Below are 16,666 nucleotides of genomic sequence, written 5' to 3' on the forward strand. Positions count from 1 at the left end.
GAGTGAGTTCGGCTCCGTAGCACATCAGGAATGGGAGCCGCCGAGCCAGCGGGGCGCGGAGCCACGATGTTCGGCGATCGCATCCAGTTCTCGGGCCACGCGTTCCCCGGAGATCGAATTGTCGACAACGGCCGCAAGGCACTCCCGGCTGAAGTCGTCGATGACACACAGGATGCGGATGCGGCGCCCGTCGACCAGGGCATCGGGCACTATCCTGAATTTTGTGTGTGTTTGGGATAATGGGTAGAAAGGAAGCCCCATATGGCATGACGGAAAGCACTGGCGATCCCGGAGGACTTACTGGATCAGTTGCTGACTGGCGATGATGCGGCGGCAGCCCTGTACTCGGGTGATCTGGTGAACGCGCAGAAGAAGGCTCTGGCGGAGCGGGCCTGAGGGCGGAGATGGATTACCATTTGAGTGATGATACGGAAGCTGAGAACAGCCGCAACGGCTACGGCCGCAAGTCGGTGTCGACCGGCACGGAGAAGATCGAGATTGCGGTTCCCCGTGACCGTGCGGGCAGCTTCGATCCGCAACTGATCGCCAAACGCCAGCGCCGGTTTCCGGGCTTCGATGACAAGATCATCACACACTACCATTCAGATTCACGCTCTGAGGTAGTAACGGCTCGATCGCCGCCCATTGCGTGTCGTTCAGCCAGGAAAGGCCCGCCATGTTCCATGGCCCTCAGTAGCGGCTTGGATCAAATCCTCTGTAGTCATCGCAATAGGTACAGAACCTATGCTGTGCACGTATGGTTGCAAGTCCATATTGTGTCTCCGGCAAGGCTTCGAACACCTCCCACAATCACATCTGGCAAGTCACCCCTCACAAGATAATTCCTGAGTCGTTCCGAAATGGTATTCTCGCCAGTATCAGAAAAGAACCATTCATTTTTTATAATCGCCTACTACACTTTCTAAGTTTTTTATTTTCCTGATTGCATCCTGCAAATTTCCTTTTTTTGATATCGGTGGATCGGTTATCACCATAAACAAAGCCGACTGCGGTCCTGCCGGAATTCTATTGATATAATCATTTTTTATTTCATTAATTTTTGAAATATCATGCATCTTTGAAGCTGTAAAAGCTAAATTTATAGCAATCTGCGCTTCAGAATTGCTTAGTAGTCCACTTTTGGGAATTTGCAGTCTAGCAAGCGCAGACAACGCATGCTCCTCGGTCTTCCAATCTTTTTTCCGGTCAGCGTCAACAATAATTTTTTTTAGTTCACTGTTTTTTTGTTTCTCTTCGGTGAATATTTTTTCATCTACATTTTTATTTTTTATCGTTTCTATTTCATTATTCAAATTGTCAATCATTTTTTTTTGGTCAAAAGAAAGGGGCAGGTTGTTGATTCGGTTTAATGTAATTTGTGCCGAGTCCAGGTCATTCTGCTTAATTTGAAATTTTGCTAAATCGACTGACAATTCAAATTTTTCTCGTTCATTTTTTACGGTTTTTATGATTGTATTAAATATTTTTTCGGACGGATGATTGAGGCCGAGATCAAGAAGTTTACTAGACAATATCTTTAGCGCCGGCATACCAAGCGAACTACCTGGTATAAGATCCATATTATCTTCAATTAGCGCAGCGGCAGCCAATGGACTCATTTTTTTTAAACTATCATCATTTTCAAGTGTGTTAAAGAATTTTTGCCGCAACCCATTAATTGAATCAGTCTCGTTGGGAAATAATATAAGTGCGCGATTCAAACCGGCCATTGCCTCTGGCCATGCACCATAAGCCGCCTGAAGTTGGGCTAAATGCAAGCGTAGGGACAATTCATGATGCTCCCCCCGCCAATCATAGATATGGTTTAATAATAAAGACGCCGCCGATTTGGCATCAATTTTATTCAACTTATATTCAAGCATAATCATGCGTGAGAAAGCGATGGCAGCATCACGATTATTTCTCGATTTTATTATATCATGATAGCTTATTAGAGCATTTTTGTTATTGCCTAATTTTTCCTGTAGCTCCGCTTTCTCCAGCCGGAGGTATTTCTCATTTGGGAATAATTGGAATAATTGCTCCAAAGCATGAATTTTTCCAGATCTAATAAGTGCTTCGGCAACAATTGGGGTAACTTGTCCTCTTAATGCAACTGGTAACGCCGACAAAACATTAATGTATTTTCTAAGAATATTACCAGAATTCTGATTATTATAAATTTCTGCATCGGCAACCCCGCGCCAAAAATTCGCCTGGTCTTCGCTTTTCGGCATCTTTTGAAGATGCTTCAGGGCCTTGTTCGGATGAAATGAGACGATATCTGAAACAGCGTGCAACAACTGCCACTGCGCGCTCCGCACGATGTATGGTTGGCTCTGTGCTAGACGATCCAGGGCAGCTCCAGCTTCGGGCCCCATATCCAAGGCGAGCATCACGCGAGCTAGGCGAAATGTTGCCTCTCGCCTATCGAGAGGCGGAGCTTCCGCAACTGCTACCCGTTCAATACCAAGCCTTCGTCTCAATCCGATTATGCCGTATTGTGGTAAATTTATGCCATTCGGAGTGTCTGAAACGTCTGTCAAAGGTGGCTTTACAAATGGATTTCCGATCGGCAGTCTGGCTTCAGGCTCCATTGCTTGCAATACAAAGCCTGAGGGCTCTGGAGACAGCGTTATTGCATCGGATGACGCTACCACAGCAATTCCACGAGATGCCGGTATGAACCGATATCCTGGGCCGCTGAGATTACTTTTTATCGAGCCGGACCCAAGCACAGTGCCGACAAGCAAGGGACGGCCAGTCCGAGGATCCGACATTGATACGACCGCTGCGGATCGATCACACTTCAGATTGATTGCACCCTTATTGAATGAAACAGGCATTGCTTTTGATGCAATTGATTTCTCTATATCTACATGAAACGAACTATTGCCGACCGTTGTAATTATGTCTTGTCCAAGCGGAAGCGGAATTTGTAAGACCGTTGCGCCGGGAAGATGAACTACTGTGGCATCTGGAATGCCGGTGACTTGGCGGAGGGCAAATTTCCGAACAGGGAGCTTGGCTGCCAGTACGATGTATTCATAACTTCCTTCACGGAAAATTGCCTGACCAATTTGGGACGGCGCTAAATTATTTGGAACAAGAATACGAAACCAATATGGCTTCGTACTGATGGCGAGGGACGGTTCCGTACTGACAGCCAAAATGCCGCAAATATGCAGCAACATTTTAATTCTTTTGCTACATATCTTTTTTTGAGGTGAACGATTCATGGCGCGCCATCGGGCAGAAGTGAGGCAGCAGGCTGAGCTTCGATGGATGGCTGTGAAATTCCCGCAAGCTTCTCAGTAACCATCTGTGCTTTCTTGGGAGTCATGGCCGCCAGTATCGGTGCTGATTTTCGGCTATTCATTCGCTGAAGCACATTCAGTACGACTTCCGGATCTAACCCGTCAAAAATGCGTGCCGCGCTGCGTGGATCCATCGTTTCATATGTGGAAACCAAAGCAGCCCACTTCTTTTCATTCGCGGCGTGATGCTCTGCATTCATCGCTTCAAGCCGCTTGGCCAATGGCTTGAGTGCGGCGACTTGCTTTGCAATTGCTGCTTTTGCAACCGTCAGTTCAGCTTCCCGTTGATCCAGAGCAGCAGCTCTCGCATCAAGTTGTTTAGCCCGCTGCTTGAGTTGAAGCAGTATCTTGCGTTCTCCAGCCTGATCAAGCGGATCTGGCTTGCAAAGAGGAGGCGGAGGGGGGCGATCTGTCCAGTTAGCGACGGGTGCATAAGGCATTGTGTTGGAATTCGGTGGCGCGTTCGATCCTGTCGGTTCGGCATCCGAATGACGGGCGTCAATCTTCTTGCTTACTTGCGACGTAGCCTCGGTCTTCGCAAACGCAGCCTCAATGAGGCCAGCCGACTTGAAGAGGATGGTTCCACATAGGCAGAACATCACAATAGGCAGGAGGCGTGGAGTACCGCCGGATCGGATGTCGTTAGGTGACATCAGCCAACATCCGGACAAGATCGCGTTCGGCCCTGCTCTGCAACTTGACGGTCCGTCGTGACGATGAGGGGCGTGCAAGGGAATTTGGTGTGGCGGTTAACACTCCGTGCGGCGGAGCTATCAAGTGGGTGCTCTGAGGCTGCGTTGTCATCGCGGGCTTTAACGGTGCTTCAACAGCTTCCTGGCGTTCCATGAGCGGAGGCATATTGGCAACGATTGTTGCCTGGCTTATTGCGTCGTCGAGACGCTTGGTGGCTACCGCCGCTGCCTGGCAAGCTTCATCTAGTACAGCGGAACTCTTGCCCGCTTCTTTCGTGAGCCGATCTGTGGCGTCTATGGCAGCAGTCACAGATGTGCCGATCCGGTCGATAAGCTCCTGCAACGTCTGCCGTTCGGCTCGCATCTGGATGATTGATCGGTCCAGACGGCGCGCATAGATCAGAGTGAATACCAGAAGCCCAAAAAGGACAACCTGGAACCCCCAGGTTCCGAACTCGAGCAGATCTACTAGCATCGTTTGCACCATTTTGCGCCTAAGTTTTAAGAAACCACCAGATATCGAAGCTATTGGACAATCAGTTCCTGAAAGAGAATATCCTTAACGATTGCCGGAGCAGTCGCGATTTTAACACGATTGATCAAAGCTTCACGTAAACGATAAGTACCTGAAGCACCGCGCAATTCGTCCGGCCGCATGGCACGAAGATAGGTTTCAAATACATCTACAACGCGCGGCATGTCGGTCATTGCAATTTTTGCTGATTTCGGATCAGCTAATTCTATGGTTGCTTCAAGTTTCACGTATGAATCTTGCCCACTTGGTACATTGAGATTGGCAACAATTTCAGGGACCTTGACATAGACTGGACCGGCCAACTTGTGATGATTTCTCTGCCCGAGAAGATGAGGCAGGATTCCCGTTATCCAGAGACCGACAACCAAAAGCATGATAGCGGCAACAGCCCCACCAATCACAAACAGCTTGCGTCTTGATGACTTAGCTGGCGCTTCCTCGGCCCCGGCTTCAGGCAAAGGGGTATCGGCAGCATTTTTTGCGGCGGTGGGCGTTTTGGCCATTTGTCGTCCTCTGGTCCTGCTCGCGCAGTATCGTGGATGAATGTTAATGAATGGTTATGTTTGGTGTTGCGGTCAGTGAAAATCACGGCTTCGTGGCAGGCTCTTCCTCTGTGGTACCGTGCCGCACGGCTCGGCCTCAGCTGAAGGCCGGTCCAGCACCTCCAACAGGGCGGAGAGATCGCTCAGTGCTTCGACCAGGACATGCACGATGGCAGCATCCTTCTCGACGCTGCGCTGCACCCGTCCGCGCGCGCCGAGCAGCGATGCGCCGATCACCTGTGTCCGCAGGCTTTCGACCAGGGCCGGCCGGACAATCAGATTGGCGATCCCCGTTTCGTCCTCGATCGTAATGAAAACCGTTCCCCGTGCGCTCCCGGGCCGCTGGCGGATGGTGACGATCCCGGCGAGATCGACGATGCTGCCATCGGCGGCGAAGGCCGTAACGGCCTGGCAGGTCATCATCCCCTCAAGCCTGGGGTGGCCGCGTAGCAAGCCCATCGGATGTGCGCGCAGCGACAGCCCGGTGGCACGATAATCGGCGGCCACGTGGTCCTCGGGTCGCATCGCCGGCAGGTCTGGGGTTCCGCGCGGCGGCGCAGCCAGCGACAGCAGGGGGAAAGAGGCCGGCGGTTCCACAAGGCCGGCCTGCCAGAGCGCGGTACGCCGGTCCATGCCCAGAGATCGCAGGGCGCCGGCCTCGGCAAGCGCTTCGAGGGCGGCTGTCGGCAGCGATGCCAGCGCGGGCAGGCAGATTCGGCCCTCCGCCCGCAGGGCGTCGATCCGTGCGGCCCAGTCCGCCCTGAAGCCCCTGATCATGCGCAGGCCGAGCCGCAGCGCCCCGCTTTCCACCGTGCAGTCCCACGAACTCGCCGCTACATCGGCGGCGCGGACGGCGATACCATGCTCGCGTGCATCGCGCACGATCTGCGCCGGCTGATAGAACCCCATCGGCTGGGCGTTCAGCAGGGCAGCGGCGAATTCCGCCGGGTGGTAGCATTTCAGCCATGCTGAGACATAGACCAGGTGCGCGAAGCTCGCGGCATGGCTTTCGGGAAAGCCGTAGGTGCCGAAGCCCTCGATCTGGCGGAAGCAGCGTTCCGCGAAATCGCGCTCATGGCCGCTCGCGATCATGCCCTCGATCATCCTGTTGAAGAACCGCTCGATCGTACCGGGACTGCGGAAGGTTGCCATGGCGCGGCGCAGTTCGTTGGCTTCGCCGGGCGTGAAGCCTGCCGCCTCGATGGCGATCCGCATCGCCTGTTCCTGGAACAGCGGCACGCCGAGCGTCTTGCCGAGGACGGAGCGCAGGGCGGGCGAGGGCATGTCCGGCGCTTCCAGCCCGTTCCGCCGCCGCAGATACGGATGCACCATATCCCCCTGGATCGGCCCCGGCCGGACGATCGCGACCTCGATCACCAGGTCGTAGAAGGCGCGCGGCCGCAGCCGCGGCAGCATGTTCATCTGCGCCCGGCTTTCCACCTGGAACACGCCGAGCGCATCTCCCCGGCTCAGCATGTCGTAAACGCGCGGGTCCTCGCGCGGCACGTCGGCCAGATCGGCGATGCCCAGCATGGCGAAGCACTTGCGGATGCAGGTGAGCATGCCCAGCGCCAGCACGTCGACCTTCATCAGCTTTAGCGCGTCGATATCGTCCTTGTCCCATTCGATGAAGCTGCGCCCCGGCATGGCGGCCGGGCCGACCGGCACGATCTCGTCGAGCCGGGTGCGCGTCAGCACGAATCCGCCGACATGCTGGGACAGGTGCCGCGGCAGGTCGACCAGCTCGCGCGCGAGGCCGATGGCGCGCCGCAGGTCCGGCGCGGCCGGATCGAGCCCGGCCTCGCGCAGCCGGGGATCGGACCACAGCGCATCGCCCGGATTCCAGCTCTGCGCCGCCAGCGTCTCGATCGTCGCTGCGTCGAGGCCGAGCGCCTTGCCGACATCGCGGATCGCGCTGCGCGACCGGTAGTGGATCACCGTTGCCGCGATTGCCGCCCGCGCGCGGCCGTAGCGGCCGTAGATATACTGAATGACCTCCTCGCGCCGCTCATGCTCGAAATCGACGTCGATATCCGGCGGCTCGCCCCGCTCGGCCGAGACGAAGCGCTCGAACAGCAGGTCGATCTCGGCGGGATCGACCGCGGTGATGCCGAGCGCGTAGCAGACCGCCGAATTCGCCGCCGACCCGCGCCCCTGGCAGAGGATCCCCTGTCGCCGGGCAAAGCCGACGATATCGTTCACGGTCAGGAAATAGCGCGCGTAACCGAGCCGGGCGATCAGGTCGAGCTCGCGACGGATCGTCGCCGCGATCGCCACCGGCACGCCGCCGGGATAGCGGATCGCCGCCCCCGCCCAGGCGAGGTCGGCGAGATGCGCATCTGGCGTCCTGCCGGGCGGCACCGGCTCGTCGGGATATTCGTAGCGTATGTCGCCGAGCGTGAAGCCGACCGCATCCAGAATCTCTGCCTGCGCCGCGATCGCCGCCTCATGGCCGCGGAACAGCCGTGCCATCTCGTCCGCCGGCTTGAGATACCGCTCGCCATGCGGCTCAAGGCGCAAGCCGGCTTCGGCGATCGTGCAGCCATGGCGGATGCAACGCATCACGTCCTGCAACGGCCGGCGGGACGGCGCGTGATACAGAACGTCGTTCACCGCCACCAGCCGCCGCCGCCGTCCGGCCAGCGCGGCGAGCGCCTCCAGCCGCGCGGCGTCGTCCGGCGCATAGCGGCGCGCCGCCCCGAGCCAGACCGGGGCGCCGAAGCCCGATATGCGGTCGAGGCTGGCGGCGAAGGCGGCATCGGGCCAGGGCGGCGGCATCACGATCAGCGCCATCCCGGCCGCGTGGTCCTCCAGATCATCGAGGCGAAGGCGGCAGCCGCCTTTCGCCGCCCGCCCCTTGCCGAGGCTGAGCAGCCGGCAGAGCCGCCCCCAGCCCTCGCGGTCGCGCGGATAGGCGATGACGTCAGGGCCATCCTCGAAGCCCAGCCTGCTGCCGACCAGCAGCCGCAGCCCGCCTTGCTTCGCCGCGACATGCGCGCGCACCACGCCGGCGACCGTGTTCCGGTCCGCGATGCCCAGCGCCGCATGGCCAAGATAAAGTGCCTGGTCGACCAGTTCCTGCGGGTGCGACGCACCTTCGAGGAAGCTGAACGCGCTGGCGGCGGCGAGTTCGGCGTAGGCGGGCATCAGAACACCCCGTGGATGAACCATCGCGGCGGCCGCGCCCCGCCATGCAGCCCGGCGCGGAACACCCAGAAGCGGCGCCCCGTCTCATCCTCGATCGCATAATAGTCGCGCAGCATCTCTGCCTCGGCGCAGCCGGCGGCCTCGCGCGGTTCGTGCCGCCACCACTCCCGCGCGATCCGCTCCGGCCCGGTGGCGCGGGCGATGCGATGGCTCGCTCCGCGCCATCGCATCAGCCGCGGCGGATCGTCGGGTACCGGCGCGATTACCTCGATCCGCTCGGGCCGGACGAACAGCCGGACCGGCCGCGGATGCCCGGCGGGTGGCCAGCCTGGCGGCGGCTCCGTTACCGGAATCCGGCGCATCGCGCGCTCCGGCACATGGCTCGCCACCGGCGCCAGCCGCGACAGCCGGGCCCGGCCGGCCATCAGGTCGAAGGTACGGGCGTGATCCGGCCGCACAGCGCCGCCCAGCTCCGGCTGCCCGGCCGGCAGCGACGCTACCTCCCCCTCGATCTCCAGGCCTTCCACGCCGAATCCCGGATCGACCCGGTTCAGAAGCTCGGCCAGTAGCCGACAGATATGCGGCGCATCGCGGGCGGGGGCGGCGAAGCCGATCGTCTCCCCGATCACCCGCGCATCGACCCGCCGGAACCTGACCCGCAAAACCGTCAGCCCGCATTCGGCCGCCTCCAGCCTGTCGCAGAGCCGGATGACGAGCCGTGCGAGCGCTGCGCGGAGCTGTTCGGCCGTCTGCAAGGGGTCGTGATGTGATTCCGCCTCGCGCCACGCGGCCGGCGGCGGCAGGAAATGCAGCGGCTCCGCGACCCGTCCGTGCAGCCGGTCGAGCCTGAGCAGCAGGTCTTCCCCGAAACCGGCCCGGATCTCGCCGCGCGAGAGGCGCGCCAGTGCGTCGATCCGTCTGATGCCCAGCCGGTGCAGCCGCCGCGCCACCGGCGCTTCCAGCCCGAGTGCTGTCACCGGCAGAGCGTCGAGTCTGGCGCCCGCCGTCATGCCGTGCCGCGCCAGCGCCCGTGCCGCCGCTGCGGTGGCGCCGATCGCCACAAGGGCACCGGGCAGCATGGCGCCGATCCGCGCGCACAGCTGCGCCTCGCCGCCAAAGAGATGGGCACAGCCGGTGATGTCGAGCAGAAGACCGTCCGGCGGGTCCAGCGCCACCAGTGGCGTGAAGGCCTGGCAGCGCAGGGCGAGCCGCGCGAGGGCCTGCTCAGCCGGCGCGTCTGAGAGGTTGCTGGCGGGCAGTCCCGCCGCCAGCCAGATCGAAAGCATACGTCGCGCCGTCATGGCCTAGCTCCAGGCCGAAGGAGCCCGGCGGCACGCCGTGCGCATGCAGCAGCTCGGCTCGCCAGCGCCGCGCGCCATCCGGCCCCGAGGGTTCTGCGCCAATCCGCCATCTCGTCGCGAACGCATTAGAGTCACTTGCCTTTCCCATATTCAGCACCAGCCCGACAGCCTGGCCCCGCCGTGCCGCCAGCGCGAGGCGGCGCACTGCGAGGCGGGAGATCCGCGTCATCGGCCCGGCCGCATGCAGGCCGCCGGCCAGGGCGGTTTCGAGCAGCGCCAGTCGGTCCTCCTCCCGCTCCGCCTCGGCCATGACGAGCCGGCCGGGATCGAGCGCCAGCCCGGCAAGCCCTGGCGGGTAGAGATCGATCGAACTGCCGACCCAGCAGATCGGCGCCCCCCGCGTGCGGCCGAGCAGCAGGGCCGCGAAACTCACGATGGATTGATCGCCGGCGATTTCATGCACAGTCCCCGGTCGGATCTCCGGGGACTGCAGACCGGAAAAGAGCGCCACACTGGTCATGATTTTGTCCTTTGTTCTTATTTTGTTCTTTTTTAGGGCGGCGTCAATCCGGGTATCGCGATGGCGGCTGGGCGAATTTATTCCGCCGCTTAGCGGTTCATTAAGCTTTCAGCGCCATTCTCGCCATGCACGACCGCTCGTGATGTCCCAAAAGGGTGACAGGACAGGATGCAAAACACCAGCACGATCATTCTTTCGCGCATGCTCACGGCATCGCGCAATGTCGACGTGATCGCGAACAACATCGCCAACGTCTCGACGCCCGGCTACGAGTCGATGCATCTCGCCTCTACGACCTGGCTTGATCACATGCGCAATGTGACAGCGCCTCCCGGCGGATCGACGCTTGCCTACACACAATCAAACGGGACTTGGCGTGACGAACGGCCGGGCGCGATCCGCAACACAGGTAACGCGCTCGACCTGGCTCTGCCCGGCGGCGGCTATTTCACTGTGCAGACCCCGAACGGTCCCCGTCTGACCAGAGACGGACAGTTCAACCTGATGCCGGATGGCACAATCGCCAACGCCAACGGATACAGTCTGCTCAGCACGAACGGCCAACCCATCACCGTACCACCGCAGAGCGGCACTCTGACAATTGCTGCCGACGGTACGATCAGCACACCACAAGGCATTATCGGGCAGGTCGGCGTCGTGACCGTCCCCGATCAGCAGTCGCTGACAGCGCAAGGCGGAAATCTCTTCAAGGCCTCGACAACCCCGATTCCCGATCCCAATCCACAGATCGTGCAGGGGGCCATCGAAGAATCCAATGTCCAACCGGTTGTCGAGATCACCAACATGATCCAGGCCAGCCGGAACTACGAGATGCTTGCCCAGTTCCTCGCTTCCGAGAAGAACCGTAGCCAGACCGCCATCTCCCAGATTCTGGGTGCGACGACCAGTTGATACCCACTCCCCCGACAGGAAAGCAAGAATGCGCGCACTCGACATCGCGGCAACGGGCATGCAGGCCCAGCAGACCAATGTGGAAGTCATTTCCAACAATATCGCAAACATGACGACCACGGGCTACAAGGCCCAGCGAGTCGCCTTCCAGGACCTGCTCTATCAGGATCTGCGGCGCGCTGGCTCGAACAGTTCGGATGCGGGCACGATCGTTCCTTCCGGCACCCAGATCGGCCTCGGTGTGAAGACTGCTGCAATCTACCGGATCGACCAACAGGGAAACCTTCAGCAGACGAACAACACGCTTGACATGGCGATCTCCGGTAATGGGTGGTTCCAGGTCACCCTTCCTTCCGGCCAGACGGCCTATACGCGCGACGGTACGTTCGGCCTGTCGCCAAACGGCACGATCGTTACCGCAGACGGTTATGTCGTCCAGCCTGGCATCCAGATTCCGACCAATGCAACGAATGTCACCATCAATGCTTCAGGTCAGGTCCAGGTTTCGCTCCCCGGCCAGACGGCCCCGCAAACGGTGGGACAGTTGCAGCTCGCCGTCTTCCCGAACGATGCCGGTCTCGCCGCGCAGGGCGGTAACCTCTTCCTGCAGACTGCGGCCTCGGGAAATCCAGTTACAGGCGCTCCCAGCGCTCCGGGCTTCGGAACAGTCATGCAAGGCTTTGTCGAGAATTCGAATGTGAATGTCGTCAGCGAAGTCACAGATCTCATAACCGCCCAGCGGGCTTATGACATGAACAGCCAGGTTGTCACCGCAACAAACCAGATGCTGTCTACACTGACACAACTCTGAGGATCGCAAAATGCCTCGTTCAACCGGATATGCGGTCATGGTCATGTCTATCATGGCCAGCCTCGTCGCGCGTACCTCCCTGGCCGCACCATCGCCTCGAGGGATCGTTTCAATAGATCGTCCGGTTGTCGAACTTCAGGATCTCTTCAACGATGCAGGCTCGCATGCCAAGGACGTGCTGGGGTCAGCTCCTGCGCCTGGCCAGAGAATCGAAGTCGGCGGCACTCAACTTGCAGCGATCGCACACCAATATGGCGTCAAATGGAAAGACGACGGCTCTGATAACGCCGTGGTTATCGAGAGGTCAGGCATTCCCGTCAAGCCGTCCTTCATCATCCGGGCACTGCGCCCGCTGTTGTTGGGCGCAGACGCACCGAACCACTTCGTTGTGCAACTCGGTACAACCAACTTGCCGATGGTTCCACCCGGAACGAGACCACATGTCGTCGTCAACAATATTCGCTACGATCAAGTGAACGGGCAGTTCGATGCCGTTGTTCTTCTAAATGCCCGAGGAATGAAACCGGAAAGCTTCGAGCTCTCAGGTATCGCTGCACAGGCAGAGCGCGTAATTGTCGCTCGCCGCACCCTGGAACCGGGAGAGATCGTCACGATCAACGACGTGAAGATGTCATGGGTGGCCCGAGCTGCGCTACCTCAAGGCACATTAACCCAAGCCGCGGATGCTCTAGGTATGCAGGTTGACCGTCGAATTGCTGCTGGAACCCCTCTCAGCAAAAGGGTTGTTGCGCAGGTCATGATGGTAAACCGAGGAGCAACAGTAAACCTCGCAGTGGAAATGCCGGGCCTTGAAGTAACGGCCGAGGGCGTTGCCCTGGCTGCTGGTCCGAAAGGCGCCGTGATTCCAGTTCTGAATCCGAGTTCACACGAGGTGGTACAGGCTGTGATAGACGGTGAAAATCACGCTCACGTCATCCCTGGCAGCCGCCCAATGCCTCAGAGCGGGACAATTTCTTATTATAACCGCATGGTAGGACAAAGTGGCTGAGCTTTCCAAAATGGTTTGCGCGGGAAGCCGTCGACACCTCTTCCGGCTTGCAGCCTTCGGCCTTGTATCCCTGCTCGAAGGTTGCGGCACCTTCTCCAATCTTGCCTATGTTGGCCATGCGCCGCCGATGACGCCGATCACGAATCCGACAAAGGCACCATCATGGCGTCCGGTCAGCATGCCGATGCCGCCGCTCAGACGAGCACCAACGGAACCTGATAGCTTATGGCGCCGTGGGGCGCGTGCCTTCTTCAAGGATCAACGAGCTTCGCAGGTGGGTGACATCATCACCATCTTGATCAATATCAACGATGCCGCAACTTTGAAGGATCAGACCACACTTGGACGTACAGGCTCAGAATCCCTGGGCGTACCAAATCTTTTTGGCCTGGAGAGTCTGATTCCCCGTGTTCTGGGCAAATCGGTAAACCCATCGAGTCTGGTGTCTCTTTCCAGTGCAGGCAACTCGACCGGAACCGGGCAAATTCAGCGAAACGAATCAGTTTCTTTGTCCTTAGCGGGCGAGATCACGCAAGTATTGCCAGATGGTAATTTTGTCGTGGTAGCCCGGCAAGAGATGCGTGTGAATCACGAACTACGCGTTCTGACTGTTTCAGGTATTTGTCGTCCACAAGACATTTCAGGAAATAATACAATACAATCCAATCAGTTGGCGGAAGCCAGAATTTCGTATGGCGGCCGAGGTATTGTAAGCGGTGAACAATCACCGCGATATGGTCAGCAGGTTCTGGACGATATTGTTCCGTTCTGATTGTCCATCTGAAAGCATCTTGAATTTCTGTATTTATCTATAGACGGATATTAAAATATAATTTAACAATTTCAATGGGTGATGACTCGGTTCGTTTTCGCAGACCGACGCTATCTGTCTTTCGGTGTGGAATAAGTGGTCTGCCTCAGAGTCCATTTCGAATCGTTTTTTTAACGAGCCAACCTGCGTAGCAAGAGGATGCTGGAAGCGGCGTAGAGGAAGGCCTCGACGCTTTCGATTTTGGCCTCGAAATCCTTTGCCAGCCGCCTGTTGCGATTGATCCAGGCGAAGAACCTTTCGACCACCCACCGGCGGGTGATGACGGCGAAGCCAACCTGTCTGTCGGCCTTGCGCACCACCTCGATGCGGATTGGGCTGGCGCCGGTGACGCGGGGCCCGGCATAGCCGCCATCTGCGTAGCCCAGCGCCACGAACGGCCAACTCGCACGCGACGCACGGAGCAGCGGCCCAGCCCCGTCACGATCCTGAATGGCGGCCGAATGGGCCTGCAGCTTGAGCGCCGGGCCGTCGGTATCGACCATCGCGTGGCGCTTGCGGCCCTTGATCTTCTTGCCCGCGTCGTAATCCCGGGTCCCACCACTCTCGGTCGTCTTGACCGACTGGCTGTCGATCACCGCCGCCGTGGGCTCGCCTCCCGACCCGCCCGTTCGCGGTCCGGCATCACCAGATGATGGTTGATCCGCTCCCAGGTGCCATTGTCACGGAAGCGGGCAAACCAGCGATAGGCCGCGGGCCATGGCGGAAAATCCTTCGGCAAGAGGCTCCCGGCAACCCCGCCTCGCAGGACGTAGAAGATCGCGTTGACAATCACGCGCATCTCCCACTTCCGACGCCGGCCGCATAGGCGCGGCGTGGGCAGAAACGGCGACAGGAGCAGCCATTCCGCGTTGGTCACGTCACTTCCATAGCGCAGTCCACTGCGGCTATGCTGCACACGGGTGGTTGGCGTCCACATGGTGTCTCCGGCAAGGCTTTGAACACCTGCCCGGAATCATATCCGGCCCAACTATCCAACCCCTCATCAAAGCCGTTGCACATCCATTCCGAAATGGCCCTTAAGGCGGCCGAACATGTTTTCGATGTGGTGGCGTGGGCGGTAGGGCGTCTTGTCGTGAGGCAGCGGCTCTTTCCCTCTCCTGATTGATGGAATGCAGGGCGTGAAGCCGCGTTCGAGGAGGGCCGCGCGGAAAGCATTGCTGTTGTAGCCGCGATCGGCGAGCAGTTCGCGGGCCGACGGCATGGCGGACAGCATCATCGCCGCGCCTTTGTGATCGCTCATCTGGTCTTCGGCCAGAAGCAACATGATCGAGCGGCCCTGTCCGTCGCAGACGGGGTGAAGCTTCGAGTTCAGGTCGCCCTTGGTGCGCCCGATAGAGCGTCGACAAGCCCCCTTTTGAAGCAGACTGGCCGCGGTGCGATGCGCCTTCAGATGAGTGGCGTAGATCATCTGCCGTTCCGGCGTGCCGGCCTCGGCCGCAAAGGCCGCGAAGATGCGGCTGAACACGTCAAGGCGGCTCCAGCGGATAAACTGATTGTAGAGCGTCTTCGGCGGCCCGTAGCCGCGTGGCGCATCCTTCCACTGCAGGCCATGCGGGATCACGCAGATCATCCCGCCTACCACCAGCCCGTCATCTATCGGCGCTTGCAGCAGCCCAAGCTAGCCGCCTAAAATCCAATCCAGATGTGGCCTTTTCTTCGTTATCGCACCCCAAACTTAGAGCGTATTTCGATCAGTCCGGGTCATATCCGCATGAGCTGAAGTAGTTGGCGCATTCGCGGTGCTGGAAGCTGTCGACGAGCCTGCCGATCAGGTCCCATAGGCCGGAGACGGTTCGCTCTCCGATCTTTCTGAGGATGGCCTTGAGGCGCGCGAACGCCTTCTCGATCGGATTGAAGTCGGGACTATAGGGCGGGAGGAAGCGCAGGGTTGCGCCGGCCGCTTCGATCCGTTCACGCACCGCGTCACGCTTGTGGCTCGACAGATTGTCCATGATGACCACGTCGCCGGGCCGCAGTTCGGGTGTGAGAACTTTGGTGACATATGCCTCGTGGTCTGAGCCCGTGGATTTCCTCCAGGAATGAGTAGAGTCCGCCCCATCAGGGAGACGGACGAGATGAAGAGCAGTCGGTTTAGCGAGGAACAGATCATCGGCATCCTCAAAGAGCAGGAGTCGGGGATGTCGACGGCGGAGGTCTGCCGTCGACACGGGATCAGTTCGGCGACGTTTTACAAGTGGAAGGCCAAATTCGGCGGGTTGGAAGTCTCGGACGCCAGGCGGCTCAAACAGCTGGAAGACGAGAACGCTCGGCTCAAGCGGCTGTTGGCGGACGCCGTGCTGGACAACGCCATGCTCAAGGAAATTGCGTCAAAAAAATTCTAGCGCCCAGCCATAAGCGGGAGGCGGTAGCTCATCTTCAGAGCCTGTTCGAGGTGAGCCAACGCCGGGCCTGCGATGCGCTGGGCGTGGATCGGACCACGGTGCGGTATCAAAGCCGCCGCCCGGATGATGCGGAGGCTCGCGAACGCATGCGCGTGCTTGCGGGCGAGCGCCGTCGATTTGGCTATCGGCGCCTGCACTGGCTGCTCAGCCGCGAAGGAATTTCCATGAACCACAAGAAGTTTCGGCGCCTTTACCGCGAAGAACGCCTTCAGGTTCGCCGTCGCGGCGGGCGAAAGCGGGCCTTGGGCACACGATCTCCGATGACCATTCCGCAGGGCTGCAATCAGCGCTGGTCGCTGGATTTCGTCTCCGACGCCCTGACATGCGGGCGCAGGTTTCGGATCTTCGCCGTCGTGGACGATTTCAGCCGCGAATGCGTTCGCTTGATCGCCGACACGTCAATTTCGGGCGCCCGGGTGGCACGCGAGTTGGATATGGCGATCACTGAGCGCGGGGCGCGCCCGCTCATGGTGGTCAGCGACAACGGCACTGAGCTCACCAGCATGTCGATCCTGCGCTGGTCGAAAGAGCGGAACGTGGAATGGCATTACATCGCGCCCGGCAAGCCCCAGCAAAACGGGTTCGTCGAGAGCTTCAACGCCCGGCTCCGGGACGAGTGTCTGAACGAGACCTTGTTCACGAGCCT

General features: G+C 59.2%; 14 protein-coding genes and 3 pseudogenes. 6 read left to right on the forward strand and 11 right to left on the reverse strand.

Translation table 11 applies throughout. From position 1 onward, the window contains the following. Nucleotides 1-60 precede the first annotated feature (60 nt). A pseudogene (locus RT91_RS02315) lies at nucleotides 61-210 on the reverse strand (IS3 family transposase); the annotation flags it as partial. A gap of 69 nt (nucleotides 211-279) precedes the next feature. On the opposite strand from RT91_RS02315, the pseudogene RT91_RS20135 reads away from it, so the two are divergent. Next, a pseudogene (locus RT91_RS20135) lies at nucleotides 280-629 on the forward strand (transposase); the annotation flags it as partial. A 264-nt stretch (nucleotides 630-893) separates the two neighbouring features. On the opposite strand, the gene RT91_RS20140 reads toward RT91_RS20135, so the two are convergent. The 7 genes from RT91_RS20140 to RT91_RS02335 form a co-directional block, all read right to left on the reverse strand. Beyond that, nucleotides 894-3,239, reverse strand: coding sequence for a lipopolysaccharide assembly protein LapB (locus RT91_RS20140; protein WP_240314158.1), 2,346 nt, complete (start codon nucleotides 3,237-3,239; stop codon nucleotides 894-896). After that, nucleotides 3,236-3,970 carry a MotE family protein gene (locus RT91_RS21270; protein ID WP_152982777.1) on the reverse strand — a complete coding sequence of 245 codons (735 nt, stop codon included), beginning with the start codon at nucleotides 3,968-3,970 and terminating at the stop codon, nucleotides 3,236-3,238. Before RT91_RS21270 ends, RT91_RS20140 begins: the two co-directional genes overlap by 4 nt. Then, nucleotides 3,960-4,484: a hypothetical protein gene (locus RT91_RS02320; RefSeq protein ID WP_152982778.1), complete on the reverse strand. Its 525-nt coding sequence runs from the start codon at nucleotides 4,482-4,484 to the stop codon at nucleotides 3,960-3,962. Before RT91_RS02320 ends, RT91_RS21270 begins: the two co-directional genes overlap by 11 nt. Before the next feature lie 50 nt (nucleotides 4,485-4,534). Then, the gene (locus RT91_RS20145; RefSeq protein ID WP_013640295.1) at nucleotides 4,535-5,047 is read right to left on the reverse strand and encodes a flagellar basal body-associated FliL family protein; all 513 of its coding nucleotides are present in this window, start codon (nucleotides 5,045-5,047) and stop codon (nucleotides 4,535-4,537) included. Between the two features lie 72 nt (nucleotides 5,048-5,119). Further along, on the reverse strand, nucleotides 5,120-8,233 hold the full coding sequence (locus RT91_RS02325) for an error-prone DNA polymerase (RefSeq protein WP_035185550.1): 3,114 nt from the start codon (nucleotides 8,231-8,233) through the stop codon (nucleotides 5,120-5,122). Beyond that, nucleotides 8,233-9,534, reverse strand: a complete 1,302-nt coding sequence (locus RT91_RS02330; RefSeq protein WP_152982779.1) for a DNA polymerase Y family protein — start codon at nucleotides 9,532-9,534, stop codon at nucleotides 8,233-8,235. The genes RT91_RS02325 and RT91_RS02330 overlap by 1 nt, the downstream gene beginning before the upstream one ends. Then, complete coding sequence (locus RT91_RS02335; protein ID WP_240314159.1) at nucleotides 9,458-10,054, reverse strand: ImuA family protein; 597 nt, start codon at nucleotides 10,052-10,054, stop codon at nucleotides 9,458-9,460. Before RT91_RS02335 ends, RT91_RS02330 begins: the two co-directional genes overlap by 77 nt. 168 nt (nucleotides 10,055-10,222) lie before the next feature. Here RT91_RS02335 and flgF point away from each other — a divergent pair, with 168 nt between their 5' ends. The 4 genes from flgF to flgH are packed head-to-tail and all read left to right on the forward strand — an operon-like array spanning nucleotide 10,223 to nucleotide 13,558. Beyond that, nucleotides 10,223-10,966 (forward strand): flagellar basal-body rod protein FlgF, encoded by a 744-nt coding sequence (flgF, locus tag RT91_RS02340; RefSeq protein ID WP_007424947.1) that lies wholly within the window; start codon nucleotides 10,223-10,225, stop codon nucleotides 10,964-10,966. Nucleotides 10,967-10,994: 28 nt separating this feature from the next. Continuing rightward, nucleotides 10,995-11,777: a flagellar basal-body rod protein FlgG gene (flgG, locus tag RT91_RS02345; protein WP_007424946.1), complete on the forward strand. Its 783-nt coding sequence runs from the start codon at nucleotides 10,995-10,997 to the stop codon at nucleotides 11,775-11,777. 10 nt (nucleotides 11,778-11,787) lie between these two features. Beyond that, complete coding sequence (gene flgA, locus RT91_RS20150; protein ID WP_007424945.1) at nucleotides 11,788-12,786, forward strand: flagellar basal body P-ring formation chaperone FlgA; 999 nt, start codon at nucleotides 11,788-11,790, stop codon at nucleotides 12,784-12,786. Nucleotides 12,787-12,796: 10 nt separating this feature from the next. After that, complete coding sequence (gene flgH / locus RT91_RS20155; RefSeq protein ID WP_007424944.1) at nucleotides 12,797-13,558, forward strand: flagellar basal body L-ring protein FlgH; 762 nt, start codon at nucleotides 12,797-12,799, stop codon at nucleotides 13,556-13,558. 170 nt (nucleotides 13,559-13,728) lie between these two features. Here the strand turns inward: flgH and RT91_RS02350 are convergent. The 3 genes from RT91_RS02350 to RT91_RS02360 all read right to left on the reverse strand — a co-directional run bounded on the left by RT91_RS02350 (nucleotide 13,729) and on the right by RT91_RS02360 (nucleotide 15,786). Further along, nucleotides 13,729-14,534, reverse strand: a protein-coding gene (locus tag RT91_RS02350) for an IS5 family transposase (RefSeq protein ID WP_205408946.1) whose coding sequence is annotated in 2 segments (ribosomal slippage) — nucleotides 13,729-14,207 and nucleotides 14,207-14,534 — 807 coding nt in all. Because the reading frame shifts where the segments join, the coding sequence is not laid out codon by codon here. Nucleotides 14,535-14,600: 66 nt separating this feature from the next. Beyond that, nucleotides 14,601-15,230 carry an IS5 family transposase gene (locus tag RT91_RS02355; RefSeq protein WP_138919278.1) on the reverse strand — a complete coding sequence of 210 codons (630 nt, stop codon included), beginning with the start codon at nucleotides 15,228-15,230 and terminating at the stop codon, nucleotides 14,601-14,603. A 79-nt stretch (nucleotides 15,231-15,309) separates the two neighbouring features. Then, on the reverse strand, nucleotides 15,310-15,786 hold the full coding sequence (locus tag RT91_RS02360; protein ID WP_205408947.1) for a transposase: 477 nt from the start codon (nucleotides 15,784-15,786) through the stop codon (nucleotides 15,310-15,312). On the opposite strand from RT91_RS02360, the pseudogene RT91_RS20160 reads away from it, so the two are divergent. Next, nucleotides 15,694-16,666, forward strand: a pseudogene (locus RT91_RS20160) (IS3 family transposase); the annotation flags it as partial. The gene RT91_RS02360 and the pseudogene RT91_RS20160 sit on opposite strands and share 93 nt — an antisense overlap.

It is taken from the genome of Acidiphilium sp. JA12-A1, from assembly GCF_000724705.2.
GTDB lineage: Bacteria > Pseudomonadota > Alphaproteobacteria > Acetobacterales > Acetobacteraceae > Acidiphilium > Acidiphilium multivorum.

Excerpts from the sequence above, each read along its gene's own strand:
- RT91_RS20140 (WP_240314158.1), bottom strand. The coding sequence starts at position 3,239 with ATGAATCGTTCACCTCAAAAAAAGATATGTAGCAAAAGAATTAAAATG.
- RT91_RS21270 (WP_152982777.1), bottom strand. The coding sequence starts at position 3,970 with ATGTCACCTAACGACATCCGATCCGGCGGTACTCCACGCCTCCTGCCT.
- RT91_RS02320 (WP_152982778.1), bottom strand. The coding sequence starts at position 4,484 with ATGCTAGTAGATCTGCTCGAGTTCGGAACCTGGGGGTTCCAGGTTGTC.
- RT91_RS20145 (WP_013640295.1), bottom strand. The coding sequence starts at position 5,047 with ATGGCCAAAACGCCCACCGCCGCAAAAAATGCTGCCGATACCCCTTTG.
- RT91_RS02325 (WP_035185550.1), bottom strand. The coding sequence starts at position 8,233 with ATGCCCGCCTACGCCGAACTCGCCGCCGCCAGCGCGTTCAGCTTCCTC.
- RT91_RS02330 (WP_152982779.1), bottom strand. The coding sequence starts at position 9,534 with ATGACGGCGCGACGTATGCTTTCGATCTGGCTGGCGGCGGGACTGCCC.
- RT91_RS02335 (WP_240314159.1), bottom strand. The coding sequence starts at position 10,054 with ATGACCAGTGTGGCGCTCTTTTCCGGTCTGCAGTCCCCGGAGATCCGA.
- flgF (WP_007424947.1), top strand. The coding sequence starts at position 10,223 with ATGCAAAACACCAGCACGATCATTCTTTCGCGCATGCTCACGGCATCG.
- flgG (WP_007424946.1), top strand. The coding sequence starts at position 10,995 with ATGCGCGCACTCGACATCGCGGCAACGGGCATGCAGGCCCAGCAGACC.
- flgA (WP_007424945.1), top strand. The coding sequence starts at position 11,788 with ATGCCTCGTTCAACCGGATATGCGGTCATGGTCATGTCTATCATGGCC.
- flgH (WP_007424944.1), top strand. The coding sequence starts at position 12,797 with ATGGTTTGCGCGGGAAGCCGTCGACACCTCTTCCGGCTTGCAGCCTTC.